Consider the following 22,345-nt stretch of genomic DNA (forward strand, 5'->3'; position numbering starts at 1 on the left):
ATGGCAGGACCCCAAACACAAAAAATGACGGTTTCTGATACCGATGTCGCTATCGAAATCGTTGGCATGAACAAGTGGTATGGCGATTTCCACGTGCTTCGCGATATCAACCTCAAGGTCATGCGCGGTGAGCGTATCGTCATTGCCGGGCCTTCCGGCTCGGGCAAGTCGACAATGATCCGCTGTATCAACCGCCTGGAAGAACACCAGTCGGGCAGCATTGTGGTGGATGGCATCGAACTGACCAACGATCTGAAGAAGATCGATGAGGTTCGTCGCGAAGTGGGCATGGTGTTCCAGCACTTCAACCTGTTCCCTCACCTGACAATCCTTGAAAACTGCACGCTGGCACCGATCTGGGTTCGCAAGACCCCAAAGAAGGAAGCTGAAGCGATTGCCATGCACTTCCTGGAACGCGTGAAGATTCCTGAACAGGCTCACAAATATCCGGGCCAGCTTTCCGGCGGTCAGCAACAGCGCGTGGCGATTGCCCGCTCGCTGTGCATGAAGCCAAAAATCCTGCTGTTCGATGAGCCGACATCGGCGCTCGATCCGGAAATGGTGAAGGAAGTTCTCGATACAATGGTGGGCCTTGCCGAAGAAGGCATGACCATGCTGTGCGTAACCCACGAAATGGGTTTTGCACGCCAGGTGGCAAACCGGGTTATCTTCATGGACCAGGGCCAGATCGTCGAAGAAAACTCCCCGCAGGAGTTTTTCGACAATCCGCAGCACGAGCGAACAAAATTGTTCCTCAGCCAGATTCTTCACTAGGAATCGAAAACGGAAAAATGGGGCTTCGGCCCCATTTTTTATGCGCAGATGGCCGTTATACATACCCGACTAAATGTCACCGCAGAGCGACAGAAAAACATCAAGCCACTGATTTAAAAAAACAATTACAACACCTGCACAATAAAATCATCGGCATTGTCATTTTTTTGCAAAAAACGAAAATTGGCGCTTGCAGGAAATAAAACCTCTGATTATAAGGGCGCCAACACAGCGTATGCGCCCTTCGTCTATCGGTTAGGACGTCAGATTTTCATTCTGAAAAGAGGGGTTCGACTCCCCTAGGGCGTACCACTGTGATCCTCCCCAAAATTGAAAAACTGCATCATTCCCGCCTCGGGAACTATCTTTCTGCATGTCGATTTATGGCGACATTTTCAGATATTTACAGCAATCTCCTCACCTAAAAGGCCAACTGGAAAAAAATGCATTTTTCCACAGCCGAAATGCAAAAAAATGCAATTTGGTGCTTGCGGGAAATCAAACCTCTGACTATAAGGGCGCCAACACAGCGTACGCGCCCTTCGTCTATCGGTTAGGACGTCAGATTTTCATTCTGAAAAGAGGGGTTCGACTCCCCTAGGGCGTACCACTGTGCTTCTCTCCCCTACATCATGATAAAAAACGCCACAGCGACAACGTCGCTTGTTCGTTTTGCCGTGCGCTGACATGCGCAAGCCATACCCTGCCCTCCGCGTGGCTTTAACGGGTACACAACCTTGCGCTTTGTTGCTATTTCCCTTTGACACCATCGAACCATTTTCATCCAGAAGGTTTGGCCATGAACACCGGTTGGACGATGATTTGGAATTATACGCTGCCCAAGGAGCGCAATGTCTCGGCCCGCACGCCTGTTATTGGCAAGGACCAGGTTGTCAGCATTTTTCATTACGACAAAAAGAGTTTCTTCGAGAGCAGCGTCGTCGCCCTCTCAAAGACCGACAGCCGTGAGCTGTGGCGACACACGATCGACCATGTCGCGACGGAACCGCTGATTGATGATCATGGCAATATCTATGTTGCCAGCTTCGCCGGCGCGGTTCATGCCTACGCGCCTGATGGCAGCACACTGTGGACCAGCGCCTTTGGCACACGCAATGTCAATGTGCCTGTTCTGAGCGGGGATCGTATCTTTATTGCCGAAACCGGTGGCGGCAGCCAGAAGACCTGGTGCCTTGATAAAGCGACTGGCGACGTCCTCTGGTCCCATGACACCGGAGGACACGCCTACCGGTTTCTGGCGCATGACGGCAAGATCTTCCATACGGCAATTGTCTCCGGTGCCAAGTTCGGAGAATCGACCGTGCATCTGCTGTGCATCGACCAGCAGTCAGGCAACAGGTTGTGGTCAACGACAGCAGATCAGTATCACTTCAACGCCGCCATTGTGGACGGTCTGCTGGTCTGGGGCGCTCGCAATGCCATCCACCTCTACGACGCTGCCAATGGCAGCCTGAAGGCCTCTCTGGCCATTCCTGATGGCACGGCAATCACATCAGGTCCACTGGTTGTCGGCAATCGCATCATCGCTGGTGACGACAACAGCACGATCCGTGTTGCGTCGCTGGAAAAGAAGGGGTTGCTGTTCAAAAAGCCGCAACTCGAGGCGGCCTGGAGCCAACCGTTACAAGGCGAGATCGTCGGCCAGCCGCTGTATCATCAAGGACAAATTTTCGTGCTTGATGACAAAGGGCAGATTGTCGGCATGGATATTGACGGCACGATCACCACGCCGACTTTTGGTGTGGGTGATGGCAAATGCAAGGGCGGCGGATTGGCCGCAGAAAACAACCTGCTAGCGGTTGCTACCGGTCGCACCGTTGAACTCTACCAAAACTGAGCATTTTCAGAACTGCTGGGCGGTCGTTTGCGGCATCACAGGCTTGCTTAGCCTTCAAGCAGCTTGTTGCATCAATTGGCGATTGCCGCGTCCAGCACGCGGATCTGCACCCGGCGCTGACCCTGCCATTGTTCTGCACCCAATGTTCCCGCCACATGCACGGAGCGGCCTCTGCCGTTCAGCAGCAGTTGGCCGAGCGGCGCATCTGCCGCCCTGAAGGCAATACCGTCCAGCCGGCTGCCATCCAGTGCTTCCAACGTTATCTTGACGTGATTGGCACCCACGGTACGGGCATCTTTCAGGCGGTGGGCCGGAATAGCAAAAATCGGCTGTGAATGGCCCGAACCATAGGGACCAGCGGCTTCCAGTCGATCGATCAAATCCAGCGTCGCACCAGAGGCACCAATGGCACCATCGATTTTGAGCGCACTGTTTTCGACCAACGATGCGATGGCCTTGGAGGCGCTTTCCTCAAAGAAGGTTCTAAGCTTGCCTAGCGCGCTGCGCTCCACTGTCAGGCCGGCTGCCATGGCATGGCCGCCCCCCTTGACCAGAAGGCCATTGTCGACGGCAGCCCGCACCATGCGGCCAAGGTCAAAGCCATTGATCGAGCGGCCGGAACCGGTACCCTTGCCGTTTGCATCAAAGGCAATGGCAAAGGCCGGGCGGCGGAAGCGGTCTTTAAGGCGTGATGCCAGCAGGCCGACAATGCCGGGGTGCCAGTTCTGCCGGGCGGTGACGATAACCCCTGCCCCGGAGCCGTCACCATATTCGGCAAGTGCTTCTGCTTCCGCCTCGGCCAGCATCACGGTTTCCATCGCCTGGCGTTCACGGTTCAGTTCATCGAGCTTTGCCGCGATGACTTCAGCACCCGATGGGTCATCAATGGTCAACAGGCGGCTGCCGAGTGCGGCGTCGCCAATCCGGCCGCCAGCGTTGATGCGCGGACCAATCAGAAAACCGAAATGATAAGGTGTTACCGGCCCGCCGAGGCCTGCGATCTTAAACAGCGCCGCCAGACCGGCATTGTTCATGTGGCGGGCCGCAACCAGACCTTTGACCACATAGGCGCGGTTCAGCCCCTTCAATGGCACGACGTCACAAACTGTCGCCAGTGCCACGATATCGAGGAAGGACAGAAGGTCGAGCGTGAAAGCGCGGCGGTCCTTTTTGTCCTTCATCACCCGCAGCGTTGCCACCAGAACCAGAAACACCACGCCGGCGGCACAGAGATGGCCCTGACCTGAGAGATCGTCCTGGCGGTTGGGGTTTACCAGCGCCACGCAAGGCGGCAGCGTTTCACCGACCTGGTGGTGATCGATGACGACGACATCGGTGCCAGCCTGTTTGGCGGCCAGCAGCGATTCATGGCTGGTCGAGCCGCAATCCACTGTCACGATCAGCGTTGCGCCATTGGCGGCCAGTTGCTGCATGGCTGCGGGGTTTGGGCCATAACCTTCAAAAATACGGTCGGGAATATAGATTTCCGGCTCAAGCCCGAAATGATTGAGGAAGCGGTACATCAAGGCAGCCGACGATGCGCCATCAACGTCATAGTCACCGAAGATGGCTATCTTTTCGTTTTTCTCGATGGCGGCGGCCAGACGATTCGCGGCCAGTTCACAATCCGTCAGCGTGTGCGGATCGGTCATCAGGTTACGGATGGTTGGGTCGAGAAATTCCAATGCCTCATCAACGGCAACGCCACGCCCGGCCAGCACACGGGCGATCAGTTCCGGCATACCGTGAAGCTGCGCCATGGCGAGGGCGCGGTTCTGCCCGGCCTGATCAAGCCGTGACACCCAGCGCTGGTCGCTGACCGATCGCTCCACACCCAGAAACGCACGTGGCACGGTATCGACCGGTTCCGTCATTCACTATCCTGCTCTGCCAAACTCAACACATGATGAAAGCGGTTAAACAGCTTTCGTGTCTTAAAGACGAGCATTTATTCTGTCGTGCGGGAGTTTCAAGAGCAAGAGCGGCCGAAAACTTTGTTGGGACACATGACCTGCCCTAAAGCATGGCATCACCAAAATGCACGAACGGCCTTTACGACAAGGCTTGCGCTGCAAAGCTGGTCACATTCAAAGCCGTGGCATGGCGTTTACGCCAGCCAAAACAACGCACATCATGGATGTGCGCCGCTTTAGGATAAGTCCGGAAAGCATGCAGTTTCCAGACCGTCACAACAGCCACCACCCTCCTCAGACATGGTGGCTGTTATCGTGTCAAATCAGCCCAGAACAATCGGCAGAGCCAAGGCTCCGACGCTGCTGGCCACGACGGACAGCAGAATGGTCAGTACCGCCCAGTTACGTCGGGCGAAACTTTCATCATTCTCACACAGGGCAAAATTGTCGTTCGAAAAGTTTGGCAGAGGATGAACCTCTGCCTTTTCGACAGGACCAATATCCTTGAACAGTACAATTGAACTCACGACGCGCCTCCCTCGCTTGGTGATTTCAGTTGATGTCATGGTACTGTCACTTAACGCCCTTGACCAGCCTTACTCCTTACTGAGTAAGCAAAATAGAGTACTCAAAGGCGGCTATCGGGGCTTATGGCAGTCACATTTTGTAAAAGCGAATGCCCCGCCGTGGTCATAACCAGCGGCAGGGCATCGATAATGGCAAAATGGAACCGAAATTCGGTGCGAAAACCGAAATGCGGCGCGAATCAGGCAGCCTTTGTGCGCTCGATTCGGATGACCTGCGGTTCATCCGTCAGGTAAGCCTGGCTCTTGATGGAGGCGACGGCCTTGCGAACGGCATCTTCCATCGTTGCGTGGGTCACCAGCACGATTGTCTGCGGGGCATCCGGCGTCTGGGCGCGCGAGCGCTGCACGATCGATTCCAGCGAAATGCCATTTTCAGCCATGCTTGTCGCGATGCTGGCAAACACGCCGGCGCGGTCAGCGACAGTCAGGCGGATGAAGTAACCGCCTTCGTGTTTCTTCATCTTGGCGCGACGGTACTTTTCCAGCGACTTGGCAGGACGGCCAAGCACCGGAACCTGCTGAATGCCAGGACGGCTCTTGGCGATGTCGGCGATATCGCCGAGAACGGCAGATGCCGTTGCATTACCACCGGCGCCGGGGCCAACCATCAGCAACTCACCGAGGATATCGGATTCGATGGCGACAGCGTTGGTCACGCCATCCACCTGCGCAATCACGGAATCCAGCGGCACCATGGTTGGGTGAACGCGCTGTTCAATGCCGGACTCAGTCATCTGTGCAACGCCGAGCAGCTTGATGCGGTAACCGAGATCGGCAGCGGCATGGATATCTTCAATCGAGATATTGGTGATACCTTCGAGATAGATGTCGTCAGCTGCAATCTTGTTGCCGAATGCCAGCGTCGTCAAAATGGCAAGCTTGTGAGCGGTGTCATTGCCTTCAATGTCAAAGGCTGGGTCCGCTTCAGCGTAACCAAGACGCTGCGCTTCCTTCAGGCACGTCTCAAAGGACAGGCCTTCCTTCTCCATCTTGGTCAGGATGTAATTGCAGGTACCGTTCATGATACCGTAGATCCGGGACACGTGGTTGCCGGTCAGGGATTCACGCAGTGCCTTGATAACGGGAATACCACCGGCCACCGCAGCTTCGAAGTTCAGGAGAACGCCCTTCTCTTCTGCCGTAGTTGCCAGTTCCACACCGTGCTTGGCAAGCAATGCCTTGTTGGCTGTCACCACATGCAGACCGCGAGCAAGCGCGGTTCTGACTGCTGCCTTGGCAGGGCCAGATGCACCGCCAACCAGTTCAACGAACACATCGATCTCAGCTTCGGCTGCCATCTGCTCGGGTGTGTCAAACCAGGTAATACCGGTGAGATCAATGCCACGGTCGCGCGAACGGTCGCGCGCGCTAACGGCAATAATCTCAATCGCGCGTCCGCAGGTAATCGCAAGCTCGTTGCTTCTCTGCTGGATGATGCGCACAAGCGACGAGCCGACAGTGCCGAGCCCCGCTATGCCGATTCTCAATGAATCTGCCATTGGTATAATCCTGATTTGTTTTGGTAATAACAGGTGGCCGGGACCGGCCACCCAGGGAGTTGCCCCCGTTATTAACGGTGAGCGTTCAGAGAAACGACGTTATGCATCGTTTCATGAGCTGTGGACAGGAAGCGCTTCAAGTTGCGCGCAGCCTGACGAATGCGGTGTTCGTTTTCAACGAGAGCCAGACGAACATAGTCATCGCCCATTTCGCCGAAGCCAACACCCGGAGCGACCGCAATATCGGCCTTTTCGACGAGCAGTTTGGAAAACTCGAGCGAACCGAGATGACGGAACTTTTCCGGAATTTTGGCCCATGCAAACATGGTGGCGGCCGGTGGTGGCACTTCAAAACCAGCCTTGCCAAAGGTATCAACCATAACGTCGCGGCGGCGACGGTAGACATTGCGCACTTCGGCGATATCGGAGCCATCGCCGTTCAGGGCGTGGGTGGCGGCAACCTGGATCGGCGTGAAAGCGCCGTAGTCCAGATAGGACTTTACGCGGGTCAAAGCCGAGATCAGACGCTCGTTACCGACCGCAAAGCCCATGCGCCAGCCGGGCATGGAGAAGGTCTTGGACATGGAGGTGAACTCAACGGCCACATCCATGGCACCTGGAACCTGCAGCACCGATGGTGGCGGGTTGTTTTCGTCGAAGTAGATTTCCGAATAGGCCAAATCCGACAGCACGATGATGTCATGCTTCTTGGCGAATGCGATGATATCCTTGTAGAAATCAAGCGATGCGACATGCGCCGTCGGGTTGGACGGGTAGTTGATGATCAGCGCCAATGGCTTTGGAATGGAGTGGCGCACAGCGCGCTCCAGCGGGCCAAAGAACGTCTCATCCGGCTCGACATTCATGGAGCGGATAACACCGCCAGCCATCAAGAATCCGAAAGCATGGATCGGATAGGTCGGGTTCGGGCAGAGAATAACGTCGCCCGGTGCAGTGATTGCCTGCGCCATGTTGGCGAAGCCTTCCTTGGAGCCGAGTGTCGCAACAACCTGGGTATCGGGGTTGAGCTTTACGCCGAAACGACGGGCGTAATAGGCGGCCTGCGCCTTGCGAAGACCGGGAATGCCCTTGGATGAGGAATAACGGTGGGTGCGTGGATCCTGAACGACCTCACACAGCTTGTCGACGATCGCTTTCGGGGTCGGAAGATCCGGGTTTCCCATGCCAAGGTCAATAATATCCGCGCCACCCGCTCGTGCGCTCGCTTTCAAACGGTTTACCTGTTCGAATACGTATTGCGGCAGACGCTTGACCTTGTGAAACTCTTCCATCTTCTTCCTCATGAAAATGCGCCAGCACTGCCCGGCGCATTTGCGAAAGTTCGTTTTTATTACAGTAACCTGCCGACACGAACACATCCTGCAGATTCTGGTATTGTAGCGCAAAGATCGGAAAATCCTAACGATTTAACCGGTCAATTGGCGCCAGCCTGATCACTCCATCCCATGTCGCCGGACATCGTCATCTGTGTTGAGATGAAGTGGCGCATGGATGTGTCGGATATAAGCTTTTTTTACGGCAGCCGATCCGACGCAGTGATGCGTAAACACGTTTTTGCTTAACGCCAGTTTTGGTTTGAATGCAAGGCAACCATGGCCGGAAACCGGCCATTTTGCTGCAATCGGCCTGACAATCAGGCGTGCTTGCCGTCCACGATGACAGAACGGATGAGCGAAAGCACCGCATCCGGCTTGATATCGGTGCAAACGAGCTGGCTTGGATGACCATCCCAGTAGCCTGGCGGGAAACCACGACCATCCGGTTTCTGGATGGTCGCACCATCGGCCAGACCACCGCACACTACGCGGACCGGGCCGCTGCGTGTCTCAAACAGTTCCGGCGCCACCAGATAAACGCAGGCGCAGCTGTCATGCACGACCATGCCGTCGCCGGTGCGTTCCTTGTAGAACTCGATATAGAACTGCGACAGGTCTGACAGCAGTTGCACCGGCTTGCCACCTGCTTTTGCCATGTCATCCATGAATTTCGAGGTCATCACGGTCTTGGTCGTGACATCCAGACCAACGATGGTGACGCGCCAGGGTGCAGTAAACACCAGATCGGCCGCTTCCGGGTCGCCATGAATATTGGCTTCGGCGGCTGGCGATACGTTGCCGTTAATATCGAATGCGCCACCCATGATGATGACGTCTTTCACCAGTGCGGCGAAATCCGGATCTTCGCGCAATGCCAGTGCAAGATTGGTCATGCGTCCAACCGCAATGATTGTCACCTCGCCCGGATTGGCCTTCACCGTTTCGATCAGGAAATGATGGGCCGGGCGCGGATCGACCGGCAGGTCGATAGTCTCGGGGATATCGATGTCGCCCAGACCATTTTCACCGTGGATAAAGGTCGGCCAATGTCCCTCGGGACGGGACGGATCAAACGTCACATTGGCACCCTTGGCGACCGGTGCGGAAATGCCCCATTGCTGCTTGAGGAAAAGCGCGTTGCGCGTTGTGATCTCAATCGGCGCATTCCCGAAAACCGTGGTGATGCCTATCAGATCGATCTCTGGGTGCCTGTGAAGGAAAAGCAGGGCCATTGCGTCATCGACGCCGGGATCCGTATCAAATATCACCTTATGCATTCAGTATGCTCCGCAAAATCTTTCTATGCCGGCTGATGTGCCGCCGGGTGCGGGCACATTAATCATAAGCGGCGCATCCGCAATCCCTAACGTGAACTGAAATAGCGTTTGCCAAGCATTGGCTTCAGTGACAATAACGCTGTCATCTTTTGCCCCTCCCGGAATTCCCCCCTTGACCGACGTCACGTTGCACCTGCTTTCCACCCTGTTTGTTGTCGCCATTGTTGCTGGCTTTATCGATTCCATTGCCGGCGGCGGCGGGCTGATTACCATTCCGGCCATGCTGATCATGGGCATTCCACCGCTTGAGGCGCTGGGCACCAACAAGCTGCAGTCACAGTTCGGTTCGGCGTCTGCCACTTACGCCTATACAAAGCGCGGTCTGGTAGACCTGAAAAGCCAATTGCCGATGGCACTTTTGTCAATGGTGGGCGGAGTATTCGGCGCCATTGCCGCAGCCTTTGTACCGGCCGAAGTGTTGCGTTTTATCATGCCGTTCCTTCTGGTTGGCATTGCGCTCTATTTCGCATTCAAACAGCAGCTGAGCGATCAGGACCGCCACAGACGCATTTCATCCTTTATGTTCGGCTGCACGGTCGTCCCGCTGATCGGTTTTTACGACGGTATATTCGGTCCCGGTACCGGATCGTTCTTCATGCTGGCCTTCGTGTCATTGGCCGGTTACGGCATGCTGAAAGCCACAGCTCACACCAAGCTTTTGAACTTCGGCTCCAATGTCGGCAGCTTCATCGTATTCACGATCAGCGGTGCAGTGTTGTGGAAAATCGGTTTTGTCATGGGCATCGGCCAGTTCATTGGCGCGCAGCTTGGTTCGCACTTCGCCATGAAAAATGGCGCAAAGCTGATCCGTCCCCTGCTGATCATCTCCTGCCTTGCCATGGCGGCACGGTTGATTATTGGTCAGGTCGACCCTGCCCTGTGGGAGCGCATGACGGCAGTCTTAGGCTTCTAAAAACAAGGACCTTGTCGCGGGACCATCAACAACCAGACAATGGCACGGCGCAATGCCGTGCCTCAGGCCTCATGCAAGTCCTGCATGACCACGATGGCACCGGCAATGCGGTGGTCAGCACAACGAAGCGGCGTCATGCGGTAACGGGCCATCCGTTCGCCCTGCCCCCACGGCTCGTGGGTATAATCAAGGCTTTCCCCTTCAAAACAACGATCAAGGCGCGGCTTGATCTTCATTTCAAAATATTCGCTGCCAACCAGCTCTGAAATCGATGAGCCGATCAGAGATAGTGGCGTTCTGTTGAAATATTTCGAATAACGCTTGTTGGCGTAGAGAAAACGGCAGTCGGTGGTGATCACCACCACCCGGTCTGGCAGCAGATCCAGCACCACTTCGCTGAACAGCATATCAGGATAGACCTGCTGTTTTACTCTCGTCTCGACAATGGCGGGGCGAGCGTCTTCAGCCTGCATGGTGCTGTCGGCGAAATAACGGTCGATCAGCATCGACATGGCAGCCGAATGGCGCAGCACGCTTGACGGATCATCCGCATCTTCACGGATCAGCGCCGCAAGAAACTGCATCTGCATATGCATTTCATAGGCATTTTCCGCTTTATAGGACAGGATGATGCCGATGAGCGGGTCCAACTCACGGTCGAGAGCCCGGACCAGTTCGTCATGTCCGGCAGATACGGCCTGCTGCAATTGCAAACATTTTGTCGAAAACGCTTCGAAAAGCCCCAACATGCCAGTCTCCAAAATGGTCTGCCAGATATCCGCGCTGCGGTGAAAACATGCGACGGATGTCCGTGTGCGAGAATGGTCAAATGCCCGCACATTCCTTGCTGGAAGGCACTAACATGACGACCCCTCACATTCAATCAGTCAAATGACGGCTGAATTAGAAATTATGAATTTAGCAAAAGCAAAAACACAGAAAGCACTATGAATTCTTAAATATATTCCTGAAACTCACTCTGGATAATTCAGAAAAATCGAAAACAATACGCAAGGAAAATCAAAAACAGACGAAACACGCATCAACATAAAAAATGATATTTGTTTTCTACTTTATTTCAAAATACAGGACATGAATTACGTGAAAATTTTAAATAAATAAATTTCCGATACTTCAAAAAACAAATCATCACTGACTGGAAAGCACCCAAAGTGTCGCAATTTTGAAACAGATTTTAGACAAATCAATATGCGGGAATTTGTGCGAATTGGGGATTGCATATCGGCGTACAGCCGCCCTCACCTGTCTCATAATGAAACACGTGTGTCAGATTGTGAATCAGTTCAATGTCCGGAAATAACACGCTGACCGAACGGCAACCGGTGTCGGTTGCAGCACATGCGGTCAGGAATAATCAAAGGAATGTTTCAGGCAGCGCCCGAACGTCTGCGGCGGTCAGCTGCTTCCTGCAGAACAATCATCGCACCGAGAAGCGTGCCTGATGACGAGTAGCAAGGTGTGAGACCAAGCGAAACGACGATGGTGCGACCATCATTATCTTCCGCATAGGTAAACTGGGTCGCCTCACCCTGGAAGCACTGAACCAGCTTTTCCTTCAGGCCATGCTGGAAGCGGTGCAGACCGACAAACTCCGCAATGTGCTTGCCGAGCATATCGGCGACAGACAGCGAATAACGGCTGGCATTGGCAGCATTGCAATAGAAGATACGGTAATCCGTAGACACCACGATGATGCGGTCAGACTGCTCGTCAAACCATGCCTCATCCAGCACGGTGTGTTCTTTGCCGTCCTTGTCGTTGGGGGAGTAACCCTTGCCGATGTAGCGGTTTACCAGGGTTTCCAGCAACTCTGTGTTACGCTGGACGCCAGCAAAATCCTCAGCCTCCTCGTTCAGCAAATCAATTGCGAACTGGAACTGGATCCGGATCTCATCAGGGTTTCGGGTTTCCTTGTGGATGATCGCCTCAAGGATCGGATCAAGTTCCCGATCAAGCGCCTCCACAGCGACCGCGTCGTTGGTTTCGACCGCATGTCTCAGCCGTGCATATTGTTGCCAGAACCGCTCAACCAAAGTCTTCAAAGCAATTCTCCCGAGAAGATTATCGCAATCCGCATGCAATTACAGATGAACCTCCGAAATTATCCCTTCAACTAAGGCCGGGATACGCTGAGACCGATCAACCAAAATTCAATTCATGGTGGACTAATATCACAAAAACAGAAGCGTTTACAAACCGCTACTCTTGGTGTGGTTAACCGCCGAAATCCACGTGTTTTATAAATTCTGAAGCTGGTGCCAGGGTTTCGTGATTTTCGAGACCCGAAAGCTATTTCAAAGCTTGGATTTGATGTTCCAGCGGTCATGGTACCAGAGCCACTGCCCCGGATGTTCCCGCACCCAGCTTTCAACCTTGTCGTTCAACAACTGGGCCGTGCCGGCCACATCGACATTGCCCTTCTCATCGACCGGAATCGTGATCTTTGGCTCGATTTCCAGGCGGTAACGGTTGTCGGGCAAACGGATGCAACGGGCTGGATAAACCTCACAATTGAACTGGCGAACCAGCTTGGCAACCAGCGGGTTGGTTTTCACGTCAAGGTCGAAGAACTGTGTCGACAGACCCTTGTTGAACTTCTGGTCGACAAGCACGCCAACGCCACCGCCCCGTTCCAACTGGCGCGCCAGTGCAAAGGATGAACCGGCATGCGAGGGAACAAGATCGCCCATGCGTGCACGGCGGAAGTTGAATACCTTGTCAGCAATATAAGGGTTGTTCGGTGGGCGAAACAGCACAGTGACCATTAGGCCAAAGGCAGAGCCTGCCACCGGCAGAAGTTCGAAATTGCCGGTATGGGCGGTAAACACGATGAAAGGTCGCGGATTATCACGCAGGTCGAGAAAGATCGGGATACCTTCGACCTCAATGCGGCCTGGCGTGGCGTTTTCCGGATCAAAGTCGAATAACCGGTCCAGAAATACATATTCCGCCGCCAGACGCCCCATATTCGCCCAACTGTCCATGGCGATATCGAGACGTTCCTGCTGCGACTTCTCAGGAAATGCGCGCTCCAGATTATAGAGCATCAGCTTGTGACGCTTGGTCTTGGGGCCAACCCATCTGGCAAAACGTTCCGCAAAACGCATGGCCGGATCAGCCGGGAACAGCTTCAGGAAATTCAGCAGGCCAAACGCAAATTGCGCAATCAGCCATTGCCGAAAATGCATCAGCGCCAAGACGATGCGCGTCACAAGCATCTTCACGGGCATCAATCCATTCTGAGAACGATTTTACCGAATACCTGACGGGTTTCCATGCGCTCCAATGCACGGTCAATATCGTCAAAGGTCACTTCGGTGTCGATAACGGGGTGTACGATGCCGCGCGCCATTTTCTGCATGGCATTGGCCATATTTTCCATACGGCAACCGAAGGAGCCGAGCAGCTTAAGCTGCTGCTGGAACAGCATCATCAGGTTGATGTCGGTCGAAACACCCGACGTCGAACCGCAGGTCACCAGACGGCCGCCACGCTTCAGCGAGAACATGGAACCGGCCCATGTGTCCTTGCCGACGTGTTCGAACACAACGTCAACGCCCTTTTTCTTGGTCAGCTTGCGCACAACGCCTTCGAAGCGGTCGGTACGGTAGTTGATGACGTGGTCGGCACCTAGGGCCTTGGCACGTTCGATCTTGTCGTCGGAACCAACCGTGGTGATGACGGTGCAACCCATCTTCTTGGCCAGCTGAATGGCAGCCGAACCAATGCCGGACCCGCCGGCATGGATCAGGATCGTTTCACCCGACTCAAGCTTGGCATTGTCAAACAGCATATGTTCAACCGTACCGAAGGTCACGGGTGCGAGTGCGGCAGCAACAGCGTCAACACCGTGTGGCGCAGGTACCAGCTGGCGAGCTGGAATGTTGATTTTTTCCTGCGCAAAACCATCAAGGTGGAAACCGTGCACGCCGGAAACGTGTTCGCACAGGTTATCCCTGCCCTCACGGCATGGCTTGCACAGACCACAGGTGCGTGCGCCATAGATCGAGACCAGCTGGCCTGGAAGAACGTTGGAAACGCCAGGGCCGATGGCCTCAACAACACCGGAGGCTTCCGCGCCGATCGTCAGTGGCATCTTGCGCTTGGCAAATGCCATGCCGCGCCAGCCCCAGACATCGATGTGGTTCAGCGCAACAGCCTTGACCCGAAGCGTTACTTCACCTGGTGCTGGTGCTTCCGGTTCCGGCAGTTCCACTCTTTCAAGTTTACGGTCATCAACGAGTTGCAAGGCGCGCATGATAAAGTCCTTCGCCCGGAGGCGTTTTGTTTGGTTGAGAGCGCCCGCGCGTCTGGCACGACACATAAGGGACGCTCACCCTTTTTGAATATCTGCATCCGGCCCCATGAACCTGTTCAGTCATGCGGGCCGGTGCCGTTGGGAAACCGATTAAGCCGGTTCCCGTGTCATGACAAGGCTTGCGTTCTGTCCGCCGAAGCCGAAGGAGTTGGACAGCACGGCACTGACCTGCGCTTCCCGCTTCACATTTGGCACGACGTCGAGCGCGATGGCCGGGTCGGGATTGGTGTAGTTGATGGTCGGCGGCAAGGTGCCGGTCAGCATGGTCTGCAGCGAGAACACCGCCTCAACCGCACCGGCTGCCGTCAGCGTGTGACCGATCATCGACTTGTTGGACGACAATGGAATGTCCTTCAGGCCTTCACCGAACACGGCCAGCATCGCACCATATTCCATCTTGTCGTTTTCCGGCGTCGAAGTGCCGTGTGCATTGATGTAACCAATGCCCTCTGGCGCAATACCGGCATCAGAGAGAGCCGCACGGATGGTTGCAATGGCAGGTGCGCCATCTGGCGAGGAGCGTGTGCGGTGGAAGCTGTCGGCCTTTTCACCGGCGCCCTTGATGATGCCGAGAACCTTGGCACCGCGTGCAACGGCAGATTCGAGCGATTCCAGCACCAGTGTCGCCGCACCTTCAGCAATCACGAAACCATCACGGTCCTTGCTGAATGGCTTTGACGCTTTTTCCGGCGGGTCGTTCTGCGTGGAAAGGGCTGACAGCAGCGAGAAGCGGATCAGCGCCTCGGCGCTGACCGAACCATCGGTCGCAACCGTCAGCGCACGGTCTGTACGACCCTGACGAATGGCTTCAACGCCCAACTGAATGGCGGTGGCGCCAGATGCACAGGCCGTGGACAGCGTTACCGGCAGGCCGCGTGTGCCAAACCGGTCGGCCAGACGCTCGGAAATGGCACCGAAAAGGGCAGCTTCCTGAAACGCGGCATCCGGACGCTGGCGCATGGCCGCGAGGAAGCGGTTATATGCATCGCCGGGCTGGTCAGCCGGTGGCGAACGATCGGCCAGTTCGAAGCGCGCGCTCCATTCCGGTTCAATTGGCGGTGCTGCCAAAAACAGCGGGCCACCAAAATCACCCGAAAGACCGGCCTGCGCCAGCGCCTCGATGGTGGTTTCGCGGGCAAAGGCATAGGAACGCTCGACCGAGTTCGGCACCGGAATTTCGATAAAATCAACGGTTCCGCTGATCTTGGTCGACAGACCATCGGTTGGAAAACGTGTGATGTTGTGAATGCCCGATTTGCCTGATGTCAATGCAGACCAGTTGTCCTCAAGCCCCTGTCCGAGCGAGGTGATGATGCCCATGCCGGTCACGGCAACGATTGGGCGTCCGAGATGATCCTTGAAGCTGGATGATGCCATCTTTTTTACTCCTCAAACATCACGGGACAAAACGGCGACGCCTTCGCCACGCACGTGGCCGACGGTGGTAACCACTGCCGTGTTGGCGCTTGTCGACATCGGCTTTTCCTGTGCGCCATCAAAGGCTGGCAGCTTTGCGCCGCTTTCAATGGCAAGGGCACCGAGTGCCAGGCCGAGCGGGAACTGTGCTTCCAGCGCGTGGCCAGTTACACCGCTGTAACCACGGATAACAGCGTTTGGCAGTGCCTTTTCCAGCAGAGCCTTTTCGCGCTTCGTCACGTCATGGAAACCGCTGGCGCCCGACAGGACAAGCGTATCGGTCGCGTCACCGGCTGGAGACAGCAGGCGCTCAAGGCGCTTTTCCATCTTGGCGTCGTCGCGGTTGCCGCGGTCACCTTCGATCGCGTCGATGCGGGCATAAATCTTTGCACCACGGTCAACGGCGTGTTTGCGCGATTCCAGAACAAGGAATGCGCCAACCGAACCGGTGATCATGCCACCACCATTATCAGTGCCGCGCGACCACAATGGCTGCCAGTCACCCTGGGCGTGGGCATTGATGGCTTCAAACAACAAAATCATGTCAGGACGTTCGGCAGAGAAAGCACCACCAACCAGCGCATGGCTCGATTCACCCGAACGGATGCGGTGGAAGGCTGTTTCGACGGCAGAGATACCGGCTGCTTCTTCGCCCATGAAGGTACGCGACGAACCGGTGACCTTGTGCACGATGGAAATATTGCCAGCCATCAGGTTGGAAAGCTGGGCAAGGAACAGCGTCGGGCGCAATTCTGTCGTCAGCTTTTCATTGAGAAGAATTTCGCGGTCGTTGCGCTTCAAGGCTTCATCGACGATCAGCGTATCAACGTTGATGTCACGTTCCCCGCCCCCGGCAGCAACGATCATGTCCATGGTGGCGCAGGCGTCTGCGTCTTCCTTGAAACCGGAATCATCCAGCGCGAGACCTGCAGCAAACACGCCAATGCGCTGCCAGTTTTCCATCTGGCGCTGATCCTTGCGGCCGATCTGCGTAGACCAGTCGATTTCGGGCAGAGGGTGAACCGGGTAAGGTTTGAACTTCTCGCTCTCGACAATCGTTTCCGGCGCTACACTTGCGGAAAGCAAAGCGATATGCGCTTCAGTGCCGACACCGTGACAGGTCACGATACCAACACCTGTTATCACCACATCATTGTCAGATTTGCTCATACGTCATCCTCTGCGGTTGCAGGACCCACCGTGGTTCGCGTCCGCTGTTCATGCGTTTGCGCCAGCTTGCGGCATTACATGCTTGCCGAATAATCCGCACAAAACGACTTGGCAATGGCGAAGGCCCGAACGAGGCCTTCAAAACCTTGTTTATTCACCGGTCGAACCGGCTGATAGCGCGTTTTTCAACCTTCAGAGGCGGCCAGAGCAGCCATCAGGCCCACTTCTTCTGCGCGTTTCTTGACGATTGGACCAAGCGGAATATCGCTGAACGGCATGGTGCGCAGTTTCAGCTGCGCGTCACAGACCTTCTTGCCACCAGAGGTGATCTTGGCCTTGGTCACAGCAAAACCGGAACCTTCATGTTCCAGAAACGCTTCGATATCCAGAACCGCTTCCGGTTCCACGAAAGTGCGCATCTTGGCACCGTCAACCGTCATCAAAAACGGCATGGCGGCAAAATCGGTCAGGCTGAGAACCAGCATGCCGGAGGCTTGCGCCATGGTTTCAATCAGCAAAACACCGGGAACAAGCGGCATTCCGGGAAAATGACCTTCAAAAACCGGGCTTTTTGCCGGCACAACTGAGCGCGCCTTCAATATGCGCGCCGTTTTATCGACAGACTCGATGTGGTCGATCATCTGGAAATATTCGAGAAGCATTTGCCCTCCGCTTAATAAAACAATCCCTCCCGCCGGTTCCGGCGTGAGGGATATAAACCAATATTCAACTCACTCAGCGGTCCACAAAATTGCGGATGCCGGAACAGATCAGCCCTTGGCGGCCTTCAGTTCGTCGATCTTGGCGCAGAGGTTTTTCAACACGAAGTATTCTTCTGTCGTTACCTTGCCTTCGTTGACTTCCTGGGTCCACTGCTCGAGCGGGATCTTGATGCCGAATTCCTTGTCGATCGCAAATACGATGTCGAGGAAATCAAGGCTGTCGATGCCCAGATCGTCGATTGTGTGGCTCTCCGGCGTAATGGTTTCCCGGTCAATTTCGCTGGTGTCGGCGATGATGTCGGCAACCTTGTCAAATGTAGCTGTCACGCCCATAATCCTTGTCTGTCTTTTGTCTTCAAATAACGCTTATCAGACGCACCACATAGGCAAATCAAGTTGAAAAGCCAATGGGTACCAGCAAAGAACGTGTAATTTGCTGTCAATGTGTTGCTTAAACAGCAACCGAATGGCGACCTTTTCCAGTGGATAAGTAACTATCGAAAACCGCAGCGACCGTGCGCGCAAAGGGTTTTCCCGCCTCTGTGAGCGAAAAGACCTGACCTTTAATCTGCGCAATACCATCGCTGTTTTGTGCCGCAAACAGTTTTGCTTCGGCAATAATACCAGATGGATCCCGGCCGAATTCACGCTCCAGTTCGGCAAAGTCGAAGGCGAAATCACACATGATGCGCTCAATGACCCAGGCGCGGGCCCGGTCATCGTCACTGAGTTCAATACCGCGCACGACGCACAGGCCGTCGGTTTCAGCCATGCGCTGATATTCACCGGTCGCCGGCATGTTCTGCACATACCCCTGTGGCAGCTTGCCGATCGAAGATGCACCAAGACCGATCAGCGCCGTGGCACAATCATCGGTATAACCCTGGAAATTTCGCTTGAGATCACCATTCGAACAGGCAACCGCCAGACTATCGACCGGCTTTGCAAAATGGTCGATGCCGATTGCCTCATAACCAGCCGCCACCAGCATGTCACCAGCCAGTGTCATTTGCCGGTACCGCTCGACAATATCAGGCAGTGCTTCGTCAGGGATCATGGTCTGGTGTTTTTTCATCCATGGAACATGGGCATAACCAAACAGTGCAATGCGGTCCGGATCCAGCGAGATGATAGATCTGACGGTTTCCGCCAGCGTGTCCAGCGACTGGTAGGGCAAGCCGTAAAGGATATCGCAATTGACTGAACGTACGCCCCTCGCCCGCACTGCCTCCACCACCGACCGCGTCTGCTCGAAAGTCTGAATGCGGTTGATGGTTTTCTGCACCTTGGGGTCGAAGTCCTGCACGCCAAGACTTGCTCTGGTCATGCCGATGGCGGCCAGCGCATCATATCGCGGCTCATCGAGATCGTTGGGGTCCATCTCCACGCTGATTTCGGCGTTCTCGGCAAAATTGAACGCAGCGCGAAGACAGTCCATCAGATCAATCATATCTTCAGGCTTCAACATGGTTGGCGAACCGCCACCAAAATGCACGGCGGTTACCCTGGCATTGCGAGATATGCGCTGGCCGACAGCTGCGATTTCAAGCTTCAGTGACGTGAGGTAGCTGGCAATCGGCTCATATTTCAGCGTGTGCTTGGTGTGACAGGCGCAGAACCAGCACAGGCGATCGCAATAAGGTATGTGCAAATACAATGACAAATTGTCGCTATCGCCCAATTTGCCCAGCCATTGCGCATAAATGCCGCAGCTGACCCCCTCGTGGAAGTGGGGTGCAGTAGGGTAACTCGTGTAACGCGGAACCGCGCCGGAATATTTTTCGAGAAGCTTTTCCGACATGCAATTTCTACCTTGGCCATTCTAAACATAACCCGAAAGTAGCGTCTGCGACAGTTTGCAACTTTGACTTCGATCAAATCAAGGCGTACATTCCGCAAAGATAGTCGTAGGGGGACATTCGGCTTCGTCAAGAAACTGGGAAGGGTAAATTTGTGCCGATTTTTCGGCACTTTACCGCAACTATCGGATATTGCCTCATGGATACGCTGCTTAAGAACATTCATAACTCGGAAGAGCCAGTCGTCTGTCGCTCCTGCGAGGCCCGCCATGGCGGGGTGTGCAGCTCCCTGAGCCCTGCGCAGCTGATGGAACTCAGCAAACATTCCAGCCGACGCAAGCTTGAGGCGGGCAATGAGCTGATTGGCCAGGGCGAATCTATTTCCACTTACGCCAATATTCTCAACGGCGTGGTGAAGCTGTCCAAGATGATGTCTGACGGTCGTCAGCAGATTGTCGGATTGCAATTTGCACCGGACTTCCTTGGCCGGCCCTTTGTCGGTGAAAGCAACACAACGGTTGAGGCGGCGACGGATGTCAACATCTGTATCTTCCCGCGCAATGTGGTGGACCGCATTCTCAACCAGTCACCGCAGATGGAGCACAAGCTTTACGACCAATCCCTGAAGGAACTGGATGAGGCGCGTGACTGGATGCTGACGCTTGGTCGCAAGTCTGCGCAGGAGAAGGTCGCAAGCTTCCTCTACCTGATTGCCACCCATATCGATCCGGAAAATGAGGACAAGTCCAGTTTCGACCTGCCCTTGTCACGCGCCGATATCGCCGATTTCCTCGGTCTGACCATAGAGACCGTCAGCCGTCAGATGACCAAGCTGCGCAAGGAAGGTGTCATTCACATCGAGAACAATCGTCACGTCACCGTGGGCGATCTCGACCGCCTGAACTACGCGGCAGGCAACGACTGAGCAATCCGGCCGGGAATTTGCCAACTCGAAACTCCGGCCGAATCATGCATCATAAATAAAGAAGGTGCCTTTGCTTCGCTTGCGGAAAACAGGATTCCGTAAGCCAGCACCACCGCAATAACGAATTTCATTCCCCAGTCCCCAAGAAACCGCAGCCACTGATCCGGCGGCGACAAGCGCCCTTCAAGCCTTGCTGAAAGGCCTGATTGACGTGGGAGAACTGTAACGTGCAAACCATGATTTGCCGTTAAAAAACCAAGTAATTCAACGATTAAGCCAAAACATAAAAACGCAAATGACGTTTTAAACCCCGGTTAAACATAAAAATGGCGCCCCGGAGAATTCCGTGAAGGCGCCATCATATCAAGGAAATTTGGAAAGGGATTACTGCGCGATCTGCGCCTGTGCATCCTCACCGTGATGCGTGGCAAGGTTTTGCAGTTCCTGCAACTGGCGGCGATAGTCCGCCTCACTGACCCGGCCGGCCTTGCGGGCAGATGCCAGCGACGAAAGACGCTTTTGCAGTTCCATGGCCTCAGTATCGGACATCTGGTCGGCAGCCGAAGTCAGTGGCTTTGAGAAGGTTGGGTACGTGCCGGTGTCTTGCTTGACCGCAGGCTGGGAACTCACCGGCTGCGGGCCAACAACCTGCGCCACCGGGCGGGTATTAAAAGAGGCCGTAGTGTCGACCGGCTGTGGCGTTGTGCAACCTGCCAGCAACACAGCAACAAAAGCACCGGGGACCAGTCGCGTTCCTGCTTTGACAATCATCAAACTGTTTTTCATCGATCTTGCCCCGGCAATTATCCCGCAGGATAAAACTTCTTCACTTTGCCAGCCAGCTCATCATTCAGGCTCTGCGGCTCAACTTGTATTCGTTTTCGCCCGGCATGTGCAAATACAAAGATTATAAATATTGTGGAGCAATTCTTCATCGCTGCTTTGGCCACATCTGGGTCAAGCATCGGCTTGTAACCTCATGTCCAAACGCCCAGATATGCCGCATGATTTTCAGCACACCCCTTGTTCCCGCCCGTCTTGTCAGCCGCTACAAACGCTTCCTTTTCGACGCGGAACTCGAAGATGGTACATTTATCACCGGCTCCTGCCCCAATACCGGTTCGATGCGCGGCCTGACCGAGCCCGGATCACGCATATGGCTGTCGCAACACAACGTCAGTCCCACCCGGAAATACACCTATATGTTGGAACTGGTGGAAGCGGACGGCACAATCGTCGGCATTAACACCGGTATGCCGAATCGGCTGGCGGAAGAAGCAATCCGCAACGGCGTGATTGCCCCCCTCTCCGGTTACGACACATTGCGGCGCGAGCAGAAATACGGCCAGAACTCACGAATCGACTTCCTGCTGTCAGCGGATGGCCGTGCAGATGCCTATGTCGAGGTGAAGAACGTGCATTTCATGCGTCAGCCCGGTCTGGCGGAGTTTCCAGATACCGCCACACTGCGCGGCACCAAACACCTTCAGGAGCTTGGCAACATGGTAACGGCCGGTCACCGTGCCGTCATGCTCTACCTGATCCAGCGCGACGACTGCGACCAGTTTCGGATTTGCTCTGACCTAGATCCGGTTTACGCTGCGGCTTTCAACCTCGCCATTCGGCAGGGTGTTGAAGCCTATGCGGTAAAATGTCGTGTTTCACCGCTGGAAATTGCAGTCGATGGGGTGGTTGCGATAGACGAACACTGCCTTGCTGTTTTATGAACAGTATAGAAAACGACAGGAAAAGCGGA

General features: G+C 54.9%; 22 protein-coding genes and 2 tRNA genes. 7 read left to right on the forward strand and 17 right to left on the reverse strand.

Annotated elements, in window-relative coordinates:
* The 4 genes from HGO37_RS06655 (at position 1) to HGO37_RS06670 (ending at position 2,632) form a co-directional block, all read left to right on the forward strand.
* A complete protein-coding gene (locus tag HGO37_RS06655) occupies positions 1–774 on the forward strand; it encodes an amino acid ABC transporter ATP-binding protein (RefSeq protein ID WP_275641007.1) in 774 nt (257 codons plus the stop codon).
* 237 nt (positions 775–1,011) lie between these two features.
* Positions 1,012–1,086, forward strand: a tRNA-Glu gene (locus HGO37_RS06660).
* A 223-nt stretch (positions 1,087–1,309) separates the two neighbouring features.
* Positions 1,310–1,384 (forward strand) — tRNA-Glu (locus HGO37_RS06665).
* A 189-nt stretch (positions 1,385–1,573) separates the two neighbouring features.
* Complete coding sequence (locus HGO37_RS06670) at positions 1,574–2,632, forward strand: outer membrane protein assembly factor BamB family protein (RefSeq protein WP_250982669.1); 1,059 nt, start codon at positions 1,574–1,576, stop codon at positions 2,630–2,632.
* 71 nt (positions 2,633–2,703) lie between these two features.
* Here the strand turns inward: HGO37_RS06670 and recJ are convergent, their stop codons facing one another.
* The 5 genes from recJ to HGO37_RS06695 form a co-directional block, all read right to left on the reverse strand.
* A complete protein-coding gene (recJ, locus tag HGO37_RS06675; RefSeq protein WP_250982670.1) occupies positions 2,704–4,506 on the reverse strand; it encodes a single-stranded-DNA-specific exonuclease RecJ in 1,803 nt (600 codons plus the stop codon).
* A gap of 362 nt (positions 4,507–4,868) precedes the next feature.
* Positions 4,869–5,072: a hypothetical protein gene (locus HGO37_RS06680; RefSeq protein WP_250982671.1), complete on the reverse strand. Its 204-nt coding sequence runs from the start codon at positions 5,070–5,072 to the stop codon at positions 4,869–4,871.
* 239 nt (positions 5,073–5,311) lie between these two features.
* Positions 5,312–6,631: a homoserine dehydrogenase gene (locus tag HGO37_RS06685; RefSeq protein WP_250982672.1), complete on the reverse strand. Its 1,320-nt coding sequence runs from the start codon at positions 6,629–6,631 to the stop codon at positions 5,312–5,314.
* Between the two features lie 71 nt (positions 6,632–6,702).
* Positions 6,703–7,923, reverse strand: coding sequence for an LL-diaminopimelate aminotransferase (locus HGO37_RS06690; protein ID WP_250983231.1), 1,221 nt, complete (start codon positions 7,921–7,923; stop codon positions 6,703–6,705).
* Between the two features lie 362 nt (positions 7,924–8,285).
* On the reverse strand, positions 8,286–9,245 hold the full coding sequence (locus HGO37_RS06695; protein ID WP_250982673.1) for a nucleoside hydrolase: 960 nt from the start codon (positions 9,243–9,245) through the stop codon (positions 8,286–8,288).
* A 172-nt stretch (positions 9,246–9,417) separates the two neighbouring features.
* On the opposite strand from HGO37_RS06695, the gene HGO37_RS06700 reads away from it, so the two are divergent.
* Positions 9,418–10,218: a TSUP family transporter gene (locus HGO37_RS06700; RefSeq protein WP_250982674.1), complete on the forward strand. Its 801-nt coding sequence runs from the start codon at positions 9,418–9,420 to the stop codon at positions 10,216–10,218.
* A gap of 62 nt (positions 10,219–10,280) precedes the next feature.
* On the opposite strand, the gene HGO37_RS06705 is transcribed toward HGO37_RS06700, so the two are convergent.
* The 9 genes from HGO37_RS06705 to hemN form a co-directional block, all read right to left on the reverse strand.
* Positions 10,281–10,967: a PAS domain-containing protein gene (locus HGO37_RS06705; RefSeq protein ID WP_250982675.1), complete on the reverse strand. Its 687-nt coding sequence runs from the start codon at positions 10,965–10,967 to the stop codon at positions 10,281–10,283.
* Between the two features lie 639 nt (positions 10,968–11,606).
* Complete coding sequence (locus HGO37_RS06710) at positions 11,607–12,281, reverse strand: PAS domain-containing protein (protein WP_192487713.1); 675 nt, start codon at positions 12,279–12,281, stop codon at positions 11,607–11,609.
* Between the two features lie 252 nt (positions 12,282–12,533).
* Positions 12,534–13,469, reverse strand: a complete 936-nt coding sequence (locus HGO37_RS06715) for a lipid A biosynthesis lauroyl acyltransferase (protein ID WP_502941388.1) — start codon at positions 13,467–13,469, stop codon at positions 12,534–12,536.
* On the reverse strand, positions 13,469–14,497 hold the full coding sequence (locus HGO37_RS06720) for a zinc-binding dehydrogenase (RefSeq protein WP_250982677.1): 1,029 nt from the start codon (positions 14,495–14,497) through the stop codon (positions 13,469–13,471). The genes HGO37_RS06715 and HGO37_RS06720 overlap by 1 nt, the downstream gene beginning before the upstream one ends.
* A gap of 150 nt (positions 14,498–14,647) precedes the next feature.
* Positions 14,648–15,934 carry a beta-ketoacyl-ACP synthase gene (locus tag HGO37_RS06725; protein WP_250982678.1) on the reverse strand — a complete coding sequence of 429 codons (1,287 nt, stop codon included), beginning with the start codon at positions 15,932–15,934 and terminating at the stop codon, positions 14,648–14,650.
* A 12-nt stretch (positions 15,935–15,946) separates the two neighbouring features.
* The gene (locus tag HGO37_RS06730) at positions 15,947–17,143 is read right to left on the reverse strand and encodes a beta-ketoacyl-ACP synthase (protein ID WP_250982679.1); all 1,197 of its coding nucleotides are present in this window, start codon (positions 17,141–17,143) and stop codon (positions 15,947–15,949) included.
* 185 nt (positions 17,144–17,328) lie between these two features.
* Positions 17,329–17,805 carry a 3-hydroxyacyl-ACP dehydratase FabZ family protein gene (locus tag HGO37_RS06735; protein ID WP_192487708.1) on the reverse strand — a complete coding sequence of 159 codons (477 nt, stop codon included), beginning with the start codon at positions 17,803–17,805 and terminating at the stop codon, positions 17,329–17,331.
* A 108-nt stretch (positions 17,806–17,913) separates the two neighbouring features.
* Positions 17,914–18,198 (reverse strand): acyl carrier protein, encoded by a 285-nt coding sequence (locus tag HGO37_RS06740; protein WP_192487707.1) that lies wholly within the window; start codon positions 18,196–18,198, stop codon positions 17,914–17,916.
* Positions 18,199–18,316: 118 nt separating this feature from the next.
* Positions 18,317–19,666, reverse strand: coding sequence for an oxygen-independent coproporphyrinogen III oxidase (gene hemN / locus HGO37_RS06745; protein ID WP_250982680.1), 1,350 nt, complete (start codon positions 19,664–19,666; stop codon positions 18,317–18,319).
* A 197-nt stretch (positions 19,667–19,863) separates the two neighbouring features.
* On the opposite strand from hemN, the gene fnrN reads away from it, so the two are divergent.
* A complete protein-coding gene (gene fnrN, locus HGO37_RS06750; RefSeq protein WP_192487705.1) occupies positions 19,864–20,589 on the forward strand; it encodes a transcriptional regulator FnrN in 726 nt (241 codons plus the stop codon).
* Here fnrN and HGO37_RS06755 read toward each other — a convergent pair.
* The 3 genes from HGO37_RS06755 to HGO37_RS06765 all read right to left on the reverse strand — a co-directional run bounded on the left by HGO37_RS06755 (position 20,568) and on the right by HGO37_RS06765 (position 21,554).
* Complete coding sequence (locus tag HGO37_RS06755) at positions 20,568–20,720, reverse strand: hypothetical protein (protein ID WP_250982681.1); 153 nt, start codon at positions 20,718–20,720, stop codon at positions 20,568–20,570. The genes fnrN and HGO37_RS06755 overlap by 22 nt on opposite strands.
* Positions 20,721–20,973: 253 nt before the next feature.
* Positions 20,974–21,375: a hypothetical protein gene (locus HGO37_RS06760; RefSeq protein ID WP_250982682.1), complete on the reverse strand. Its 402-nt coding sequence runs from the start codon at positions 21,373–21,375 to the stop codon at positions 20,974–20,976.
* Positions 21,376–21,392: 17 nt separating this feature from the next.
* Positions 21,393–21,554 (reverse strand): hypothetical protein, encoded by a 162-nt coding sequence (locus tag HGO37_RS06765; protein ID WP_250982683.1) that lies wholly within the window; start codon positions 21,552–21,554, stop codon positions 21,393–21,395.
* A gap of 39 nt (positions 21,555–21,593) precedes the next feature.
* Here HGO37_RS06765 and sfsA point away from each other — a divergent pair, with 39 nt between their 5' ends.
* Positions 21,594–22,316: a DNA/RNA nuclease SfsA gene (sfsA, locus tag HGO37_RS06770; RefSeq protein WP_250982684.1), complete on the forward strand. Its 723-nt coding sequence runs from the start codon at positions 21,594–21,596 to the stop codon at positions 22,314–22,316.
* The last annotated feature ends 29 nt before the right edge of the window (positions 22,317–22,345 follow it).

Origin of the sequence: Rhizobium sp. CG4 (genome assembly GCF_023701965.1) — a bacterium.
Lineage (GTDB): Bacteria > Pseudomonadota > Alphaproteobacteria > Rhizobiales > Rhizobiaceae > Agrobacterium.

Coding starts and splice junctions, on each gene's coding strand:
- HGO37_RS06655 (WP_275641007.1), top strand. CDS start 1: ATGGCAGGACCCCAAACACAAAAAATGACGGTTTCTGATACCGATGTC.
- HGO37_RS06670 (WP_250982669.1), top strand. CDS start 1,574: ATGAACACCGGTTGGACGATGATTTGGAATTATACGCTGCCCAAGGAG.
- recJ (WP_250982670.1), bottom strand. CDS start 4,506: ATGACGGAACCGGTCGATACCGTGCCACGTGCGTTTCTGGGTGTGGAG.
- HGO37_RS06685 (WP_250982672.1), bottom strand. CDS start 6,631: ATGGCAGATTCATTGAGAATCGGCATAGCGGGGCTCGGCACTGTCGGC.
- HGO37_RS06690 (WP_250983231.1), bottom strand. CDS start 7,923: ATGGAAGAGTTTCACAAGGTCAAGCGTCTGCCGCAATACGTATTCGAA.
- HGO37_RS06695 (WP_250982673.1), bottom strand. CDS start 9,245: ATGCATAAGGTGATATTTGATACGGATCCCGGCGTCGATGACGCAATG.
- HGO37_RS06705 (WP_250982675.1), bottom strand. CDS start 10,967: ATGTTGGGGCTTTTCGAAGCGTTTTCGACAAAATGTTTGCAATTGCAG.
- HGO37_RS06715 (WP_502941388.1), bottom strand. CDS start 13,469: ATGCCCGTGAAGATGCTTGTGACGCGCATCGTCTTGGCGCTGATGCAT.
- HGO37_RS06720 (WP_250982677.1), bottom strand. CDS start 14,497: ATGCGCGCCTTGCAACTCGTTGATGACCGTAAACTTGAAAGAGTGGAA.
- HGO37_RS06725 (WP_250982678.1), bottom strand. CDS start 15,934: ATGGCATCATCCAGCTTCAAGGATCATCTCGGACGCCCAATCGTTGCC.
- HGO37_RS06730 (WP_250982679.1), bottom strand. CDS start 17,143: ATGAGCAAATCTGACAATGATGTGGTGATAACAGGTGTTGGTATCGTG.
- HGO37_RS06735 (WP_192487708.1), bottom strand. CDS start 17,805: ATGCTTCTCGAATATTTCCAGATGATCGACCACATCGAGTCTGTCGAT.
- HGO37_RS06740 (WP_192487707.1), bottom strand. CDS start 18,198: ATGGGCGTGACAGCTACATTTGACAAGGTTGCCGACATCATCGCCGAC.
- hemN (WP_250982680.1), bottom strand. CDS start 19,666: ATGTCGGAAAAGCTTCTCGAAAAATATTCCGGCGCGGTTCCGCGTTAC.
- fnrN (WP_192487705.1), top strand. CDS start 19,864: ATGGATACGCTGCTTAAGAACATTCATAACTCGGAAGAGCCAGTCGTC.
- HGO37_RS06755 (WP_250982681.1), bottom strand. CDS start 20,720: ATGAAATTCGTTATTGCGGTGGTGCTGGCTTACGGAATCCTGTTTTCC.
- HGO37_RS06760 (WP_250982682.1), bottom strand. CDS start 21,375: ATGAAAAACAGTTTGATGATTGTCAAAGCAGGAACGCGACTGGTCCCC.
- HGO37_RS06765 (WP_250982683.1), bottom strand. CDS start 21,554: ATGCTTGACCCAGATGTGGCCAAAGCAGCGATGAAGAATTGCTCCACA.
- sfsA (WP_250982684.1), top strand. CDS start 21,594: ATGATTTTCAGCACACCCCTTGTTCCCGCCCGTCTTGTCAGCCGCTAC.